General features: G+C 44.5%; 18 protein-coding genes. 15 read left to right on the top strand and 3 right to left on the bottom strand.

The window, feature by feature from the left end; all coding sequences use genetic code 11:
* The first annotated feature begins 20 nt into the window (after positions 1-20).
* From E0H88_RS09105 to E0H88_RS09090, 4 genes are all read left to right on the top strand, one after another.
* On the top strand, positions 21-722 hold the full coding sequence (locus E0H88_RS09105; protein ID WP_131273935.1) for a YfgM family protein: 702 nt from the start codon (positions 21-23) through the stop codon (positions 720-722).
* A complete protein-coding gene (bamB, locus tag E0H88_RS09100; RefSeq protein WP_131273934.1) occupies positions 722-1,870 on the top strand; it encodes an outer membrane protein assembly factor BamB in 1,149 nt (382 codons plus the stop codon). The genes E0H88_RS09105 and bamB overlap by 1 nt, the downstream gene beginning before the upstream one ends.
* A gap of 162 nt (positions 1,871-2,032) precedes the next feature.
* Positions 2,033-3,445 carry a ribosome biogenesis GTPase Der gene (gene der, locus E0H88_RS09095; protein WP_092819017.1) on the top strand — a complete coding sequence of 471 codons (1,413 nt, stop codon included), beginning with the start codon at positions 2,033-2,035 and terminating at the stop codon, positions 3,443-3,445.
* A 90-nt stretch (positions 3,446-3,535) separates the two neighbouring features.
* On the top strand, positions 3,536-4,183 hold the full coding sequence (locus E0H88_RS09090; RefSeq protein ID WP_165493307.1) for a 4'-phosphopantetheinyl transferase family protein: 648 nt from the start codon (positions 3,536-3,538) through the stop codon (positions 4,181-4,183).
* A gap of 176 nt (positions 4,184-4,359) precedes the next feature.
* Here the strand turns inward: E0H88_RS09090 and E0H88_RS09085 are convergent, their stop codons facing one another.
* Entirely contained in the window at positions 4,360-4,788 is a 429-nt protein-coding gene (locus tag E0H88_RS09085; protein WP_131273933.1) for a hypothetical protein, read from the bottom strand.
* Between the two features lie 369 nt (positions 4,789-5,157).
* The gene (locus tag E0H88_RS09080; RefSeq protein ID WP_092819015.1) at positions 5,158-5,931 is read right to left on the bottom strand and encodes an SDR family oxidoreductase; all 774 of its coding nucleotides are present in this window, start codon (positions 5,929-5,931) and stop codon (positions 5,158-5,160) included.
* 120 nt (positions 5,932-6,051) lie between these two features.
* Here E0H88_RS09080 and mazG point away from each other — a divergent pair, with 120 nt between their 5' ends.
* The 9 genes from mazG to yjgA all read left to right on the top strand — a co-directional run bounded on the left by mazG (position 6,052) and on the right by yjgA (position 12,704).
* Positions 6,052-6,813, top strand: a complete 762-nt coding sequence (gene mazG, locus E0H88_RS09075) for a nucleoside triphosphate pyrophosphohydrolase (protein WP_131273932.1) — start codon at positions 6,052-6,054, stop codon at positions 6,811-6,813.
* 13 nt (positions 6,814-6,826) lie between these two features.
* On the top strand, positions 6,827-7,237 hold the full coding sequence (locus tag E0H88_RS09070; protein WP_131273931.1) for a ComEA family DNA-binding protein: 411 nt from the start codon (positions 6,827-6,829) through the stop codon (positions 7,235-7,237).
* Between the two features lie 136 nt (positions 7,238-7,373).
* Positions 7,374-8,834 carry a polynucleotide adenylyltransferase PcnB gene (gene pcnB, locus E0H88_RS09065; protein ID WP_092819012.1) on the top strand — a complete coding sequence of 487 codons (1,461 nt, stop codon included), beginning with the start codon at positions 7,374-7,376 and terminating at the stop codon, positions 8,832-8,834.
* On the top strand, positions 8,831-9,319 hold the full coding sequence (gene folK / locus E0H88_RS09060) for a 2-amino-4-hydroxy-6-hydroxymethyldihydropteridine diphosphokinase (RefSeq protein ID WP_092819011.1): 489 nt from the start codon (positions 8,831-8,833) through the stop codon (positions 9,317-9,319). The genes pcnB and folK overlap by 4 nt, the downstream gene beginning before the upstream one ends.
* Before the next feature lie 47 nt (positions 9,320-9,366).
* Complete coding sequence (panB, locus tag E0H88_RS09055) at positions 9,367-10,176, top strand: 3-methyl-2-oxobutanoate hydroxymethyltransferase (protein ID WP_131273930.1); 810 nt, start codon at positions 9,367-9,369, stop codon at positions 10,174-10,176.
* Positions 10,177-10,178: 2 nt separating this feature from the next.
* Positions 10,179-11,024, top strand: coding sequence for a pantoate--beta-alanine ligase (gene panC, locus E0H88_RS09050; protein WP_131273929.1), 846 nt, complete (start codon positions 10,179-10,181; stop codon positions 11,022-11,024).
* Between the two features lie 26 nt (positions 11,025-11,050).
* A complete protein-coding gene (rapZ, locus tag E0H88_RS09045; RefSeq protein WP_131273928.1) occupies positions 11,051-11,902 on the top strand; it encodes an RNase adapter RapZ in 852 nt (283 codons plus the stop codon).
* Positions 11,899-12,168, top strand: a complete 270-nt coding sequence (locus E0H88_RS09040) for an HPr family phosphocarrier protein (protein WP_086175841.1) — start codon at positions 11,899-11,901, stop codon at positions 12,166-12,168. Before rapZ ends, E0H88_RS09040 begins: the two co-directional genes overlap by 4 nt.
* 2 nt (positions 12,169-12,170) lie before the next feature.
* Positions 12,171-12,704 carry a ribosome biogenesis factor YjgA gene (gene yjgA, locus E0H88_RS09035; protein ID WP_092819007.1) on the top strand — a complete coding sequence of 178 codons (534 nt, stop codon included), beginning with the start codon at positions 12,171-12,173 and terminating at the stop codon, positions 12,702-12,704.
* 146 nt (positions 12,705-12,850) lie between these two features.
* Here yjgA and E0H88_RS09030 read toward each other — a convergent pair whose 3' ends face one another.
* Positions 12,851-14,491, bottom strand: a complete 1,641-nt coding sequence (locus E0H88_RS09030) for an acyl-CoA synthetase (RefSeq protein ID WP_131273927.1) — start codon at positions 14,489-14,491, stop codon at positions 12,851-12,853.
* 236 nt (positions 14,492-14,727) lie between these two features.
* On the opposite strand from E0H88_RS09030, the gene E0H88_RS09025 reads away from it, so the two are divergent.
* Both E0H88_RS09025 and E0H88_RS09020 read left to right on the top strand, forming a co-directional pair.
* Complete coding sequence (locus E0H88_RS09025; protein ID WP_131273926.1) at positions 14,728-16,008, top strand: D-arabinono-1,4-lactone oxidase; 1,281 nt, start codon at positions 14,728-14,730, stop codon at positions 16,006-16,008.
* A 16-nt stretch (positions 16,009-16,024) separates the two neighbouring features.
* The gene (locus tag E0H88_RS09020) at positions 16,025-17,179 is read left to right on the top strand and encodes an alanine racemase (RefSeq protein ID WP_131273925.1); all 1,155 of its coding nucleotides are present in this window, start codon (positions 16,025-16,027) and stop codon (positions 17,177-17,179) included.
* Positions 17,180-17,229 lie beyond the last annotated feature (50 nt).

The following is a 17,229-nucleotide window of genomic DNA, read 5'->3' as shown; positions in this document are numbered from 1 at the left end:
CATAAGGAAAAGGTAATCCCATGAACGCATTGAGTGATGAAGAACAACTTGATAACTTAAAATCTTTCGCTAAAAAATATGGTTCTGCCATGATTAGCGGAATTTTAATTGCGTTGATTGCCTTTTTCGGCTGGGAATATTGGCAGAAGAAAAATCTGGCTGAGTCTCAAATGGAAACAGCCAAGGTTCAGCAGTTAATGGACGATGCGAAAAGTGCAGCAGGTGATGCCAATGCATTTAATGCCTTGTCTGCAACTGCGGATAAAATTGTTAAAGAAGCACCAGATTCTGTACAGGCTATTCAAACCCAATTATTAATGGCCAAGCTGGCTTATGACAAAGCCGATTATGCACATGCAGAACGTGCCTTGAAAAAAGTTGAAAATTCCAAACTGGATGATGCCGGTTTAGTGCAAGTGGTTAAGCTGCGTTTGGCTTATGCCCAGCTGGCACAAAAGAAATATGATGATGCCATTAAAACATTGGCTGCGGTGACCGATCCTGCGTTTAAGGCGACTGCCGATGAAGCGCGTGGTGATGTCTATGTGGCTAAAAATGATATCGAAAATGCTAAAAAATCGTATATGAGCGCATGGGATGCGTTGCTTGAACGTAAGCAAGAACGTCAAATTTTACAAATTAAACTCGAAAGTGTCGGCGTTTTAGTTGATGATCCTGATGTTGAACGCCCAATTTTAGAAACACAAGTGGATGAGTCGTGATGGATAGAAAATACAAAATACCGTTTGCACTAACAATTTTAACATTTGCACTTGCTGGTTGTTCGACCAATAAAACTAAGGTGGAAGAGGTTAAACCGAATCCATTGCCTAAATTGGTGCAAGCAAAGACTCTTGTTCCCGTATTTTCTCAGAGCGTTTCTTCGACCAGTAAAGCAGACCCGTTACGCCTGCGTTTAGATGCCGATAACGGCGCGGTTTTTGCTGTCGATCCAAATGGTGAAGTGGCTGCCTATCAGGGTAAACAGCGCTTATGGCAGCAAAAAGTTTCCAAGCAGGGCTTGAGCTCGGGCATAGAAGCCGGTGAAGGCATTGTGGTTGTCGGCAATAAAAAAGGCCAGTTGTTTGCTCTGGATCAGGCCACAGGTGAGCAAAAATGGATTGCACAGTTGTCGGGTGCCATTTTATCTGCATCACTCATTCAGTCAGGTCGTGTGATTACCATTACCAATGATGATACGGTCTATGCGCATGATCTGGCGACAGGTCAGCAAGTCTGGACCTATAATCTGCCGAATGTACAGTTCAGCCTGCGTGGTATTGCTACACCGGTTGCGCTTGACCCGCGTACCGTTTTGATTGCGTCATCAAACGCCTATATTTATGCACTGGATATTATCAGTGGTGTGCCGCGTATGCAGCGTCGTGTAGCTGTCAGCGAGGGACGTTCGGATATTCAGCGCCTGAATGATCTGGATGGCGATCCGGTTGTGGCAGGACAATTCCTGGTAACAACCAGCTACCAAGGACAGGTAACGGTGATGGATCTGGCGACCCAACAAGTGGTGTGGAGTGAAGATGCCAGCAGTATCCAGCGTCCTGAAGTTTTCAATAACACCGTTTATGTGGCTCAGGCCGATGGAAAAATCACGGCTTATGCGCTGACTACCGGTGAGCAATTATGGCAAAATGACAGCTTGCTGAATCGTCAGCTCAGCAATCCGGTGATCTTGGGTCAAGACCTGGTGGTAGGTGATTTGGACGGCGTATTGCATCTCATTGATCCGGCAACAGGTCAGCTGATTGGTCGTTCAAAAACCAGTGGGGAAGTGCGTACCCTGCGTGTGATTGATAACCAACTTTATGTAGCGACCCGTAAGGGTGCCTTAAGCATCTGGCAGAACCGTTAATTTTTTTCAGCCTTATGTTAAACTAAGCTAACCGTATTTTTTTACACGGGGGATTGAGCATTCAATGCCCCGTGTTTTATTTATTTTTGGCTACTTATTTCTTCCATTGTTTCTGATTGTTCAGACCAGACCTACTGGCTGATCTTGAATAAAGGTTAATCTATGAAACCCGTAATTGCGCTCATTGGTCGTCCGAACGTCGGAAAATCAACGTTGTTTAACCAGATCACCAAGAGCCGTGATGCGCTTGTTGCTGACTTTGCCGGTCTGACCCGTGACCGCAAATATGGTGACGCGACTTATCAAAATAAATCATTCATCGTTGTCGATACTGGTGGTATTGGTGAAACTGAAGGTGGAATCGACTCGTATATGGCTGAGCAGTCCAAAACAGCCATTCACGAAGCCGACATGATCATCTTTGTGGTCGACGCGCGTGCCGGACTGCTTGCATCTGATGAGCAGATTGCACGTGACTTGCGTACCTTGGGCAAAAAAGTATTTCTGGTTGCCAATAAAGTAGATGGCGTACATGCCGAAGCTGCGCTGGTTGAATTCTACAAATTGGGTATGGGCGAACCGCTACAAGTTGCTGCCAGCCATGGCCGTGGCGTACAGCAGATGCTTGAAGAAGTGCTGCAAGATGTGCCTGAAGATGAAAACCTTGATGAACATGACCGTGATACAGGCTTGCGTCTGGCAATTATTGGTCGTCCAAACGTGGGTAAATCGACACTGGTCAACCGTCTTCTGGGTGAAGAACGTGTGGTGGCATTTGACCAACCCGGTACAACGCGCGACTCGATTTATATTCCGTTCGAACGTGATGGCCGCAAGTACACCCTGATTGACACAGCCGGTGTACGCCGTAAAGGTAAAGTGGATGAAATGATCGAGAAATTCTCGATCGTGAAAACTTTACAGGCCATGAAAGACGCACACGTGGTTGTGATTGTGGTCGATGCGCGTGAAGGGATTGTCGAGCAAGACTTGCATTTAATCGGTTATGCGATTGAAGCCGGTCGTGCGATGGTGATTGCGATCAACAAATGGGACAACATGTCCGAGTATGACCGTAAGCAATGCAAGCTCGACGTGGAACGCCGCTTTGACTTTATTCCTTGGGCGAAAATTCACTTAATCTCTGCATTGCATGGTACGGGCGTAGGTGATTTATATCCGTCGATTCACCGTGCATATGATTCTTCCCATTTAAAAGTGTCACCGGCAAAAATCACGCAAATTTTGAATGATGCAACCGATGCACATCATCCACCGAAAGTCCAAGGTCGTGCAATCAAAATGCGTTATGCACATATTGGGGGACAAAACCCGCCAACGATTGTCATTCATGGTAACAAGGTGGATAAAACCCCTGCGGACTATCGTCGTTATTTGGAAAACGTGTTCCGTAAAGTGTACAAACTTGAAGGTACACCAGTAAAAATTGAGTTTAAAACCTCAGAAAACCCGTTTGAAGGACGTAAATCTCAGATTGATGAACGTACTGCAGCCCGTAAGCGTCGCTATGTTCAGAAGTTCAAGAAAGCCGAGAAGAAATTTAAACGTGGTTAAGCACCTGGTTTAAATGGTATGAAAAGCCCAAAGTGATCTTTGGGCTTTTTTATTTTAAGATAGGCATCTATTTTTGAAAGGTGATCTGAAGTGAGCAGAGTGATACGGGTGGAGGTAAATGCACTGGAGCAGATTGTTGATCTGGATCATGCACTCGATCGCAAGCGCAAAATTCAGCTGCAAAAACAGCAAATCCATCATTTCCGCAATCAATTACTTTCCGAACAATTACAGGTCAGCATTCAGCATGAGCAGTTGGCAACCACTGAGCATGGTAAGCCGTACCTGGTCAATTTTCCTGAATTTTATTTTAATCACAGTCATAGCCAAAAAAATTATGCTTTGGCGACCAGTAGAAACATGCCCGATATCGGGGTGGATATTGAAGATCTGGATCGCAAGGTCAGGTTTGAAGCATTGGCGAATCATGGCTTTCATGCTTATGAATTAAAGCACTGGAATGACTTGCAACAGGATTCAGGCTATTGGTTTAAAGTCTGGACTACCAAGGAAGCCGTATTGAAAGCTGCCGGACTGGGCGTACGCTTAAATCTAAACGAGTTAAATACCCAGGTTCATCCAGTGCATGACGGCGGATTATGCAGCCATCCTTTAATTGGAACATTTGCCTATCAGAACTTTGATTTGGGCCATGTCATGCTCACGGTTGCCTGGCGATCGGAAGCTTCCTGTAAGGGTTTTGCTTTTCCTGAAATCAAAATCGTTTTGTCACCTTAACATATGTTTTTCTTATTCCTATCACTGTAAGGCCATAACAGATTTAAAGTGGAAAATTGAATCGGGATAAATGGTAGATCAACAAAAAATTAAAAACGAGTGGAGAATATCACCCGTTTTTATAAGGAATATGCTCAACGCAGCTAGAGCAGAGCATTGATAAAAAGATTCAATGATTACTGAAGGCCGTCTTCGTTGTGGTCTACTTCGATTCGATATAGTTTTGTTCCATTATAGGCATAAATTAAACGTCCAGCCTCCTTGTAATAGGTCTCAATACGGAACTGATCTTTAGAAAAAGCGCCTGCAACGGGTATCCAGGCTTTGGCAGTCTGATAGCTTCTTTGATCAGTTGAAGCACCGACTAAACTTTCTACCTGACGTTTAGACATGCCAATTTTTAACTGGGAAAATTTGGAATTCTGGTAGTCTCCAACAATTTCGCCGGTATAACTGCCATCAATCGAAACCTCTTTGGTGGCATTGCCATTCGGTACTGCATGGATTGAATTATTCTGAGACGTATGTTTATCGGATGAAAATGGCATAGTCGAACATGCCATTAAACTTAAGCTGCTGATTGAAATAAGAAGAAAATTTTTCATTATTATCGCCTTATCTTATTAAATTCATATGAAGGGGGAGTATAGAAATAATTTTAGTCAAAATAGTGCTATTGCCCATAGTTGTTTTTTAAGTAAAGTTTTACCAATTGTTATGGGGAGTAGGGCTTTCTTCTTCTGATCAATTTTTTGCAATTTTAGGTTTTTTAAAGCATATATAAGAACGCACATCCTATTTTTCAGAAAGTTTTGTCATACTTTTTTTTAGCCACAAACATATGCGCTAAACGACAGAATTCTTTTATTGTTTATTTTTTTGCTCGGCTTGATATTATAAATCCCTGCACTCAAATTAAACATTTTTTTAAAACAAAGAGCCTGTACATCAGGCTCTTTTAATTTTGATTTTATTTATTCCCTTTTCGCCAAAAACATATTACTCATCCGATTTACAAACTGAGGACTCACTTTAGACAGGCTGAACAGGATTTTAGATTTGAAGCCTACAGGTTGGTGAGTCGGGGTAAATATGCTGTCTTTTACCTGAACTTGTCGATAGATCTGATTTGCTACATCTTCTGCGCTTAAGTGTACCCCCATATTTTTAATGCTGCCGGCATCCATATCTTTAACCATGGCCGTTTGTACAAAGAGTGGCATCACATCTAATACCCGAATGCCATATTTTTGCCACTCAATATCTAATCCTTCAGTAATGCCACGTACAGCAAATTTACTGGCTGAATATGTCACCAAATCTGGCTGCCCATAAATGGCAGAGGCAGAAGACAGGTTAATCACACGAGCAAAGGAGGCTTTTTGTAAATAGGGCAAGGCGGCATGACAACCATTCAACACACCTTTGACATTGATATCGATGGTTCGATGATGTGCGGTAATATCGGTCTGTTCAAAAGCACCTGAGTAGAGAATGCCTGCATTGTTGACTAAGACATTAATTTCACCAGACCAGGCCTTAAATTCGCTTAAAGTGTGCTGCCATTGGCTATAATCAGAAACATCGAGTAAACCGGCCTTAGCCCGTGTGCCTAACTGTTGAGCCAGCGCTTGGGCCTGATCAATATTGATATCATAAATGCCGACTTTATAACCGTGTTGATAAAACAGTGTCGCAATAGCAGCCCCAATGCCTTGTGCTGCACCACTAATGAAGATACTGTGCATCTGAATTTTCCTTTTCGTTTTGTATTGTTGTGCTTCATTTTTAATGAATTTATCTTCAGCATAACAGAAATGGAGTGTGGAGATAGTTGTTTAATCTGAAAGGATGGGAGTAATGAAAACATGGATAAATTATTGGCAGTGATGCGAGAGTTACGTGAAAAATGTCCATGGGATCAGCAGCAAACCCCACAAAGCTTAACCCGATATGCCATAGAAGAGGCCTATGAAGTTGAAGCTGCGGTCAGGGCGGGAAACGCAAATGAAGTGCGCGATGAACTGGGCGATTTACTGCTGCAAGTGGTGTTTCAGGCGCAAATGTACAGCGAACAAGGTGCTTTCGATTTCAATGATGTGGTCAATGCCATTACTGAAAAACTGATTCGCCGTCATCCTCATGTCTTTCAGGCCGAGCAATATTCACAATTGAGCGCGGAAGATGTAGCCATACTCTGGAAGCAAATTAAACAGCAGGAAAAGCAGGGCAAGGCACAATCACGCTTAGATGAAATCAAGCATGGACCTGCCATCCAGCAAGCACATGAAATTCAAAAAAAAGCTGCCCAAATCGGCTTTGACTTTCCTGAAGTATCAGATGCTTATGACAAACTGAACGAGGAATTGGGCGAATTGCAACAAGCCATGCAAAATCACAATTCCGACGAAATATTCGACGAATTTGGCGATTGTTTGTTTTCACTGATCAATGTTGGACGTAAACTAGGGCTTTCGAGCGAAATGGCACTGTTAAGTACCATTCATAAATTTAGAACACGTTTTGCTTTCATAGAAGATCAGGCTCAGCAACAACATAAGAATATTGAAGCCCTGTCATTAGAAGAAATGGATCTGCTTTGGGAGCAAGCAAAACAACAATTAAAATAATAGGCCTCTCAATATGAAAAAAATAATATCTACCCTGAAGGGATTTTTTTATCTTTTTGGTTTGATGTCTTTGTTGAGTGTATCCAGTAGCTATGCTCAACAGTTCGACCAGGAATATTTAAAATGGAAGGCTGAACAAGAGGCTCAGGATGCACGGTTAAAAATACCGCGTGTCTCAACCCGGGATTATTATTTGTCCAGACCTGCTTTAAACTCCGCAACTTCAACGGCCAGCAAGATCAATCTGAATCAGGCCAATGCTGAACAGCTACAAGCACTGTCCGGGGTTGGCCAAAAGAAAGCTGAAGCGATTATTGCCTATCGGCAAAAAAATGGAAAATTTAAAAATATTGAAGAATTGCAACAGGTCAAAGGCATTGGACCTGCGCTATTTAGCAAGAATAAAGACCGTTTAGGCCTGTAGAGAAATGGCAAGAGCCGCTTAGAATATTGAACAAAGTATTGAGCATCGAGATAATCAAATTGCCCTTTGATTGTGTTAGAGATATGATTAGCGTCATCTTAGATATTTTACGTTCAGACGTAGGAGACAGCGTCTTTTGCAAACTTTGCGCGCGTCAAAATGTGGTTTATCAACCGCTCAATTACCTTCTTCCATATTAGATGTTATCGATGCTTTAACCAAGGCTGGCTATGAAGCTTATATCGTCGGTGGAGGTGTCCGTGACTTGATCTTAGGTCTGAATCCTAAAGATTTTGATGCGGTCACCAATGCCACTCCGGCCCAGGTAAAAGAAGTTTTCGGACGACGTTGCCGTATTATCGGACGACGTTTTGAGCTTGCTCATGTCTATGCCGGCCGCGAGCTGATCGAAGTCGCCACTTTCCGTGCACCGCCTAAAAAAGCCGTCACTTCTGCTTCAGGCATGATTTTACGTGACAATAACTGGGGCACCATTGAACAGGATTTTGCCCGCCGTGACTTTTCCATTAATGCGATGTATTACCAGCCGCGTAAAGGGATTGTGCTGGATTTCTGTCATGCCATTGATGATATAAAAAATAAAACCTTGCGCTTGTTGGGTGACCCAACCTTACGTTTCGAAGAAGATCCGGTACGGATGCTGCGTACTTTGCGTTTTGCTGCAAAATTAAATTTTAATATTGCCCCTGAAATTTTAGAGATTTTTACCCCTGAAATGACCCAGCTGTTGCGTGATATCTCTCCGCACCGCTTATATGATGAATCACAAAAATTATTCACCATGGGGCATTTGAACCGGGTGCTGCCCATGTTGATAGATTTCGGTATTTGGCGTCAGCTGTTTGCAGACATCAGCCCGGATATCTCCACCTTTATTGAACGTGCTGCGATCAATACCGATCAGCGTATTCAAATTGGCAAGACCATCAATCCTGCATTCTTCTATGCGGTATTGTTGTGGAAACCTTTTTTAGAGCGTTGTGACTTTTATTTGGGTAAAGGGATCGTTCCGGCAGAGGCAAGAGCACAAGCCGGTTTGGATGTTTTAAAACGCCAGGCCACCCGGACCATCATTCCACGTTTTGCAGAAACCTTTATTCGTGAAGTGTGGGAAATGCAAACGCGTTTGCTTAATCCGAAGCCGCAGCAAATTCAGGCTTTATCAACACATGCGCGTTTCCGTGCCGGATTTGACTTTCTGTTACTGCGTGAGAAATCGGGTGACGATACCACTCAGGGTATGGGCCTATGGTGGGATGCGTATCAACAGATGTCTACGGATGAAAAAGAACGCGCCATCAGTCAATATAACCGCCAGCGTGCAAAAAGCCGCCGCAAGGCAACTACAGAAGATGTGGTAGAAACGAAACCGGTTGCGGCAGTTACTGAAATTGAGCCTTTGGTGAACGAGCCTGAACCGCGTAGTCGTCGTGAACGCAAGAGTCGGGCAAAATCTGAAAAACCCGTTCAAAATGTTGCCTCAGGCGGCTCGGAAATTGGTTATGACCATCCAATTTTAAAACGCAAACGGGTCAAGCGTGATTTAAGCCAGGTGATTTTTGGACCGACACAATGATGACAGTAACCTATATCGGCTTAGGCAGTAACCTGGGGGATTCACGTCAAATTCTGGCAGAAGCCGTACAGAAGCTGGCAACGCTGGGAGCCGTGAAAACCTCCCGGTTGTACCAAAGCCCTCCAATGGGGCCGCAAGACCAGCCCAACTACTTAAATGCAGCTGTACAGCTGGTTACAGACCTGGAACCCCTTGCATTGCTGGATGAATTGCAGCGTTTTGAACAGGAATCAGGTCGGGTTCGACTGCGCCGTTGGGGCGAACGGACTTTGGACCTGGATCTCCTGATGTATGGCGAAGAACAGATTCAGAATGAGCGTTTGACCGTGCCACATATTGGTGTCATGGAGCGGGATTTTGTGCTGATGCCATTACTCGATTTAGAGGCAAATTTACAAATCAAAGGACAATTATTAAAAGATTTACCGATATTGCAACATCCAACGCTTAGCGTATTGGATGATGGAAATTGGGCAAATATTTAATTTTTTGCATGACCGCTTGAGAAAGTCGTCATAAGAGGAAGATCCAGATGATTAGTCTAAGTGACTTAAGAAAATTTAAAGCGCAAGGCCGCAAATTCTCCTGCCTGACTTGTTACGATGCGAGTATGGCGAAAGCAATGGAAGTTGCTGAAATTGATACAATTCTGGTGGGTGATTCTTTAGGAATGACCATTCAGGGTTGTGATTCTACCTTACCTGTGACAGTACAGGATATGGCTTATCACACGGCAGCCGTTCGACGCGGCAACCAGCATGCCTTTATTCTGACTGATTTGCCATTTATGAGCTATGCCACGCTGAATGATGCATTAATCAGTGCCAAACAAGTGATGCAAGCTGGTGCGCACATGGTAAAAATAGAAGGTGGCGCATGGCTGGCGGAAACCGTTCAGGTTTTGACCCGTAATGGTATTCCTGTGTGTGTGCATTTGGGCCTGACCCCCCAATCCGTACATGTGTTTGGCGGCTATAAGGTTCAGGCGCGTACCCGTGAAGCTGCCGATCAGCTGATTGCCGATTGTAAGTCTGTGGTGGAAGCTGGTGCTGCGCTGCTGCTACTGGAATGTGTTCCGGCGCAGGTGGGTAAGGAAATTAGTGAGTTGTTTCCGCATACGCCTGTGATTGGCATTGGCGCGGGGGCAGACACGGACGGTCAGGTGCTGGTTGTTCAAGATATGCTGGGATTGACCGGTGGTCATGTGGCTAAATTTGTGCGTAATTTTATGAAAGAACAAGCAGGAGAAACTGCAATTCTGGATGCCTTCAAGGCATACCATGCGGCAGTCCAAGAGGGTTCATTCCCTGCTAAAGAACAAACTTTTCAAGTCGAGCTGTAAACATGAAAACAGAAACCACCATTCAGGGATTAAGCGCTTCACTGAGTCCAGCTCGATCGGCACGAAAAATTATCGGTTTTGTTCCAACCATGGGCAATTTGCACGAAGGGCATTTAAACCTGGTGCGTGAAGCAAAAAAAATCTGTGATGTTGTCGTGGTCAGTATCTTTGTCAATCCGATCCAGTTTGGACCCAACGAAGATTTTGACAGCTATCCACGGACTTTGGAGCAGGATAGCCATTTGCTGGCAGATGTCGGCTGTGACATTATTTTTGCGCCGAGCGTTGAGCAGATGTATGGCAATAAGCCACGTTTAACCAATATTAGCGTGTCTGATATTACCAATGACTTATGTGGTTTACAGCGTCCGGGTCATTTTGATGGCGTGGCGGTGGTGGTCACTAAACTGTTCAATATTGTTCAGCCCAACTATGCCTTCTTTGGTGAAAAGGACTATCAGCAACTGGCAGTGATTCGTCAGTTTGTGCGTGACCTGAACATTCCGCTGGAAGTGATTGGTGTACCGATTACCCGTGCCAAAGATGGTTTGGCGCTCAGTTCGCGTAATGGTTATTTGAGTGCAGAACACCGTGCCATTGCGCCGACCATTTATCAAAGTTTAACTGCTGCCGAACAGCAATTGCACAATGGTGTCAGTCTTGCTGAAGTGTTAGAAAATATGAAGCAAAAGTTGACACAAGCTGGTTTTATTGTGGATTATGTGGAAGCGCGTACTCCAGAATTACAAAAAATAGAAGCTTTTGATCAGGATGTGGTGCTTTTTGTAGCTGCGAAATTAGGCAACACCCGACTGATTGATAACTTGCAGGTCAAGCATACTGCATAGACTTTGTTATTAAGGACAGCCTTGCCATGAAGCGTATTTTAATCGTTACAGGACAATCCGGATCAGGAAAATCATCTGCTTTACAGGTGCTTGAAGATTTGGGCTATTACTGTATTGATAATTTGCCGCTGGCATTGCTGCCGGAAATTGTAGAAAAGCTGGATCGTGACAATAACCTGGAACAGCTGGCACTGGGCGTAGATGTGCGCAGCACCCGTGCAGACCTGCAAGAGTTCGACCATGTTTTTGAACAACTGCAGAAACATGGTTCGGTGGATATCATTTATTTGACCACCCAGGACCAGGAACTGATTTCCCGTTTTAGTGCATCGCGCCGTCCACATCCTTTAGCCGGTCGTTTTAAAAGCCTGATTGAATGTATACAGGAAGAAAAAACTTTATTGCTTCCCATACAATTGCGTTCAACGGTGCATATTGATACCACCGATAAAAGCGTGCATGATCTGAAACATACCTTGTTGTCTAAACTTGGACAATCAGATAACCTGATTTTAATTTTACAATCATTTGGTTATAAACACGGTATTCCGCTTGATGCCGATTATGTCTTTGACGTACGTCATTTGCCTAATCCACATTGGGATCTGGAATTGCGCAAATATTCAGGTTTAGATTTGCCTGTGCAAAAGTTCTTACTGCAAAGTGAACAAACCAATGAAATGTTTGAAGACATTTATCATTTTTTAGATAAATGGTTGCCTGCCTTTGCAGAAGGTCATCGTCACTATATGACGGTATCCATTGGCTGTACCGGCGGGCAGCATCGTTCCGTATATATCGTAGATAGACTCAAAAAAGCCCTTGAGGAAAAATGGTCTATCCAAGTCCTCCACAGAGAAATGAAGCACTGGTCATGATTGACACAACTGTTGACGTAATTAATAAACTAGGTTTACATGCGCGTGCGTCTGGAAAGCTAATCGAAGTTACCACCAAATTTCGTTCATCGATTCAAATTGGTAAAGGTAACAAATTGGTAGATGCAAAAAATATTATGTCCTTGCTGATGCTCGGTGCAGGCAAGGGCACAACTTTACGCTTAGTGCTTGAAGGTGCAGATGAAGAACAGGCTTTATCTGAAATTCAGGCATTATTTGCAGCAAAATTTTACGAGGCAGATTAATCGTGGCACGTCGACCGAACCGTTTTACTGAAGATGACTTTGAAAGTTTAGAAGGACGTGCGAGTAAAACCGAACAGAAAAAAGCAGTTCAGCGCATGGCTGCTTTGGGTGAGCAACTGGCTCAGTTGAGTATCAAACAAATTAAAAACCTTCCGGTGGAAGAACGTCTGATTGATGCTTTACTGGATGTGCAAAGCATTACTTCACATGAAGCGCGTCGCCGTCAGTTTCAGCGTGTAGGAAAATTATTGCGTAATGAAGATGAAACCATGATTTTGTCTTACCTTACCCCGCAGCAGGGTGCGAAAAAAACCGCACAGTTGCAACGTTGGGTCGATCGTATGATCGCGCAAGGTGATCCGGTGATTAAAGAGTTCATAAAAGCGCACAATGCCGCCGAGCATCATGCGATTCGCCAGCATATTTTGCGTATCCATCGTGATATCAAAAATCAGGCAACCGAAGAAGAGCTGGCAGCATCCAAGTTAAAACTGTTTAACTATATTCAGCAAGTGGCTTTGATTTCAGATAATTGATCTGGAGCTTTGCTGATAATAAAAAAGCGACCCGATGGAGTCGCTTTTTTATGCCTCAATAGTTTTCTTTTTCTAAGGTTCCGCATTCTCCTTCCTCCTTGTAGGAGGAAGGTCGGGATGGAGGTTATTGTGATGTTAAAAAGAAATTACTGAAACTCGCCTGTAGCACGTTCTTTGGCCCAGTCACGCAAGATGAATTTTTGCAGTTTGCCGGTAGATGTCTTTGGAATCTCAGTAATCATCACATCTTTCGGTACTTTAAAGCGTGCTAAATGTTGTTTGCAGAACTCAATCAGTTCTTCAGCTGTTGCCGTTTTACCTTGTTTGAGTTCCACAAAGGCACATGGAACTTCCTGCCAGCGCGGATCCGGTTTCGCTACGACTGCTGCCGTCAGGACCGCAGGGTGCTGGTACAGTACTTCCTCCACTTCAAGAGAGGAAATATTTTCGCCACCGGAAATAATCACATCTTTAGAACGGTCGGTAATCTTGGCATAGCCATCCGGTTGGCAAACCGCCAAGTCGCCAGTGTGGAACCAGCCACCAGCAAAGGCTTCGGCTGTTGCTTCCGGATTCTTTAAATAGCCTTTCATGACGATATTACCGCGGAACATAATTTCGCCCATGGTTTTACCATCATGCGGAACTTCCTGCATGGTGTCCGGATCAAGCACTTTCATACCGTCTTGTAATGGGTATGGCACACCTTGACGGGAGTGCAGTTGCGCCTGTTCCTGAATTGACAGATCGCTCCAGCCCGCCTGTGAGGCACACAGTGCAGAAGGACCGTAAGTTTCAGTTAAACCATAGACGTGAGTGACATTAATGCCAATATTACGCATGCCTTCAATAATCGCAGCCGGCGGCGCAGCACCGGCAACCATTACTTCGACACGGTGATTAATCTGGGTCTTTTTCTCTTCCGGGGTGTTGATCAGCATTGACAAAACAATCGGTGCGCCACAGAAATAATCGACTTTATGTTCGGCAATCAGTTTAAAAATCAGTTCAGCATCGACTTTGCGCAGGCAGACGTTGGTACCGCCATTGGCCGCCATGGTCCAGGCAAAGCACCAGCCATTACAGTGGAACAATGGCAACGTCCATAAATAGGTCGCGCGAGGCATCATGCCGCAGGCAATGATATTACTGGCGGCATTAATGTAAGCACCACGGTGATGGTACACCACGCCTTTCGGGTTGCCCGTGGTGCCCGAGGTGTAGCTTAAGCTGATGGCATCCCATTCATCCGCTGGCAAATGCCATTCAAAATTGGCATCGCCTTGCGCAATCCAGTCTTCATATTCGATCTGGCCAATACGGGTATCTTCACCCTCATATTCTTCATCGGCTACATCAATAACATAAATTTCTTGCGGGATCAGCGCCAAGGCTTCTGTGGCAAGCTTGCTGAATTCAGGGTCAACCAGCAGCACCTTGCTTTCGGCGTGTTCCAGCATGAAGGCAACTGTTTTGGCATCCAGACGGGTATTTAAGGTATTCAGTACGGCACCGGCCATCGGCACGGCAAAATGTGCTTCAACCATTGCAGGGACATTGGGCAGCAGTACCGAAACGGTATCATTTTTAACGATCCCGAGTTTTTGGAGTTGGTGCGCAAACTGGCGGCAACGATTATATTTTTCACGCCAGGTAATACGGCGCTTACCGTGAATAATCGCATTTTGGTTCGGGTAAATATAAGCAGCCCGATCCAGATAGCGTAAAGGTGACAACGCTACAAAATTTGCGGGGGTACGCGGTAATTCATCGTATGCGCTAACCATGTTAAAAACTCCGTTATATATATTTATTTTGATATCCTTTTGAAAAAGATATGCACTTCTTGGAAATCTTGCATTTATGCTTTAGTCGAGTGCTATTTGATAATTTTTAAAATATTGAAAATTAAAATATTATTTTATAGCATGGATTTTTTTTGAACGCATGGGTTCCCATATTTGCTTTTTTAGGTATTTTACTCTAAACGGGCAATTAAAATAACATCAGCCAGGGAATAATAATGAAAATACAACAGGCGGATAACCGATGGCAGAACTGGTCTGGAAGCCAACAGGCACATCCAGAAATTTTGCAACCTCGGCATGTGAATGAATTACGAAAAATAGTAAAGTCCTATGCCCATATTCGTGTTGTGGGGGCAGGACATTCGTTTAGTGCTTTGGTCAAGACGGATAAAATTCTGCTTAATCTCGATCAGTTAAAGGGTGTGGTAGCCTTTGATGAAGATAAGAGCCAATGCACCGTTCAAGCGGGTACACGCCTGGAGGATTTAGGCGAATATCTTGCTCCTATCAATCAGGCACTGATGAATCAGGGGGATATTGACCAGCAAAGTCTGGCCGGTGCGATTTCTACCGGCACGCATGGCACCGGCATAAATTTGCCCTGTCTATCTGCCTTTGTGAAAGGCTTTGAATTGCTGACTGCAGAGGGCGAGTTGCTGCAATGTGATGATCAGCAAAATACCGCCATCTTTCAAGCCGGACGTGTCGCCCTGGGCAGCCTGGGAGTGCTGACCAAAATTACCCTGCAAAATCGGCCCCGTTATAAATTAAAAGAGCAGATTCGCTTATGTCCAATTCAGGACATATTTACCCATATCGATCAATGGAAAAACCAGCACCGGCATATTGAATTTTGGGCCTTCATTCATTCTGATCAGGTGATGCTCAAAACCCTGGATGAGACGGATGAAGCCATTCAACCCCGACAGGATTCATGGCCTTCGGAAGATGCCTTATTAACGCTGTGTTCTGAATTGACCCGGGTGATTCCGGCATCTAATCCCTATCTGCAAAAACTGCTGAGGGTCTTTGTCAAACCGACTCGTCATGTGGATTGGTCCAGCCAGATTTTTCCCACACCGCGCCATACCAGATTCAATGAAATGGAATATCAGGTTCCTGTCGAACTCGGTTTGCAATGTCTGGAGGAAGTTTTAGCGACTTTAAGGAAGCATCAGGTCGCGATGTTTTTTCCCATCGAGTTCCGTTATGTCAAAGGTGATAATATCTGGTTAAGTCCTTTTTATCAGCGCGATTCGGTTTCCATTTCCATCCACCAGTTTTACAAGCAGGATTATCACGCGATATTTGATTTGGTCGAGCCTATTTTGCAGAAATACCAGGGCCGGCCGCATTGGGGAAAATTGCACTCCATGACCGCAGCCTCGCTGCGCGATCTTTACCCGAAATGGGATGATTTTATGGCATTGCGCCAGCAATTGGACCCTCAGCAAAAATGGCTGAATCCCCATTTAAAGCAATTATTTCTGCTCTGAAAACGAGGAGAGGGTGATGCAATTCAACTACTTTCAGCAATTGACGCAGGATTTACAACAGCAGGGCACAGGCACGCCACAACTGATTCTGGATCTGGCTGCGTATCAGCATAATCTGGATATTGTGCAGTCACACTTGTCTGCACAATTAAAACCGCGTTTAGTGGTGAAATCCCTCGCCAGTCTGTCGCTGCTTAAACTGGCCAGTGAAAAACTGAACACCCGGCGCTTTATGCTGTTTCATCTTCCACATATTTTCAGCATTCATGCAGCATTCCCCCAGGCCGATATTTTGCTGGGTAAACCGATGCCGATACACGCTATAGAGCAGTTTTATCAGGCTGCAGGTGAGCGGCAGCCAGATATTCAGTGGCTGATTGATGATCTGGGGCGCTTGCAGCAATATTTGCAGTTGGCACAATGGTTTAACATCTGCCTGAATGTGAATATTGAAATTGATGTGGGACTGCATCGGGGTGGGGTACAAAACCCGCAGCAATTTCGGGCCTTGCTCAAGCTGATCCAGCAACATTCGACCCATCTTAAATTCACCGGTTTAATGGGTTATGACGCGCATGTCGCCAAATTACCCAGATTTTTAAAGTCTGCGGAAAAGAGTTATCAACAATCGCAGCAAAGTTATCAACAGTACATTGACATTATTCGGCAGCAATTTCCCAATTTATGGCATGAAGATTTATGTTTTAACGGTGGCGGCAGTCCCACGTTTATGCAGCATTGTCAGCAGAGTGTCTGTAATGATCTGGCTTTTGGCTCGCTACTGCTCAAGCCAGGCGATTTCGAGCTGGCCAGTCTGGCTGAACTGCAATGCGCGTTATGGATAGCCACACCCGTGTTAAAAGTTTTGCGCTATAGCCAATTGCCGGGCCTGGAAATCCTGAACCATTTTCCGCATAAATATAAGGCCCTGTTTGTGTACGGCGGTTACTGGCAGGCCGATTATTTTTATCCTGAAAAAAGCAAGCTGCATGGTTTGTATGGACGCAGTAGCAATCAGGAAATGCTGCTGGTGCCGAAATCCTGTGAGATCGATCGGGATGATTATGTGTTTTTAAGACCCACCCAGAGCGAAGCGGTAATTCCGCAATTTGCCAAGCTATATGCCTATGCACAGGGCAAGTTCGAAGCATGGGATAGCTTTAGAGAATAAAAAATAAAGTGGAAATTGCTGGATTGAGCGAGAACTAAGACATTGGCAGA

It is taken from the genome of Acinetobacter sp. ANC 4216, assembly GCF_004331195.1.
In the GTDB taxonomy this organism is placed as follows: Bacteria; Pseudomonadota; Gammaproteobacteria; order Pseudomonadales; family Moraxellaceae; genus Acinetobacter; species Acinetobacter kookii.
Note: the sequence above shows the minus strand (reverse complement) of the source record. Positions and strands in the feature narration are given on the sequence as shown.

Excerpts from the sequence above, each read along its gene's own strand:
- E0H88_RS09040 (WP_086175841.1), top strand. The coding sequence starts at position 11,899 with ATGATTGACACAACTGTTGACGTAATTAATAAACTAGGTTTACATGCG.
- panB (WP_131273930.1), top strand. The coding sequence starts at position 9,367 with ATGATTAGTCTAAGTGACTTAAGAAAATTTAAAGCGCAAGGCCGCAAA.
- E0H88_RS09080 (WP_092819015.1), bottom strand. The coding sequence starts at position 5,931 with ATGCACAGTATCTTCATTAGTGGTGCAGCACAAGGCATTGGGGCTGCT.
- E0H88_RS09020 (WP_131273925.1), top strand. The coding sequence starts at position 16,025 with ATGCAATTCAACTACTTTCAGCAATTGACGCAGGATTTACAACAGCAG.
- E0H88_RS09025 (WP_131273926.1), top strand. The coding sequence starts at position 14,728 with ATGAAAATACAACAGGCGGATAACCGATGGCAGAACTGGTCTGGAAGC.
- bamB (WP_131273934.1), top strand. The coding sequence starts at position 722 with ATGGATAGAAAATACAAAATACCGTTTGCACTAACAATTTTAACATTT.
- der (WP_092819017.1), top strand. The coding sequence starts at position 2,033 with ATGAAACCCGTAATTGCGCTCATTGGTCGTCCGAACGTCGGAAAATCA.
- panC (WP_131273929.1), top strand. The coding sequence starts at position 10,179 with ATGAAAACAGAAACCACCATTCAGGGATTAAGCGCTTCACTGAGTCCA.
- E0H88_RS09070 (WP_131273931.1), top strand. The coding sequence starts at position 6,827 with ATGAAAAAAATAATATCTACCCTGAAGGGATTTTTTTATCTTTTTGGT.
- folK (WP_092819011.1), top strand. The coding sequence starts at position 8,831 with ATGATGACAGTAACCTATATCGGCTTAGGCAGTAACCTGGGGGATTCA.
- rapZ (WP_131273928.1), top strand. The coding sequence starts at position 11,051 with ATGAAGCGTATTTTAATCGTTACAGGACAATCCGGATCAGGAAAATCA.
- mazG (WP_131273932.1), top strand. The coding sequence starts at position 6,052 with ATGGATAAATTATTGGCAGTGATGCGAGAGTTACGTGAAAAATGTCCA.
- E0H88_RS09085 (WP_131273933.1), bottom strand. The coding sequence starts at position 4,788 with ATGAAAAATTTTCTTCTTATTTCAATCAGCAGCTTAAGTTTAATGGCA.
- E0H88_RS09030 (WP_131273927.1), bottom strand. The coding sequence starts at position 14,491 with ATGGTTAGCGCATACGATGAATTACCGCGTACCCCCGCAAATTTTGTA.
- E0H88_RS09105 (WP_131273935.1), top strand. The coding sequence starts at position 21 with ATGAACGCATTGAGTGATGAAGAACAACTTGATAACTTAAAATCTTTC.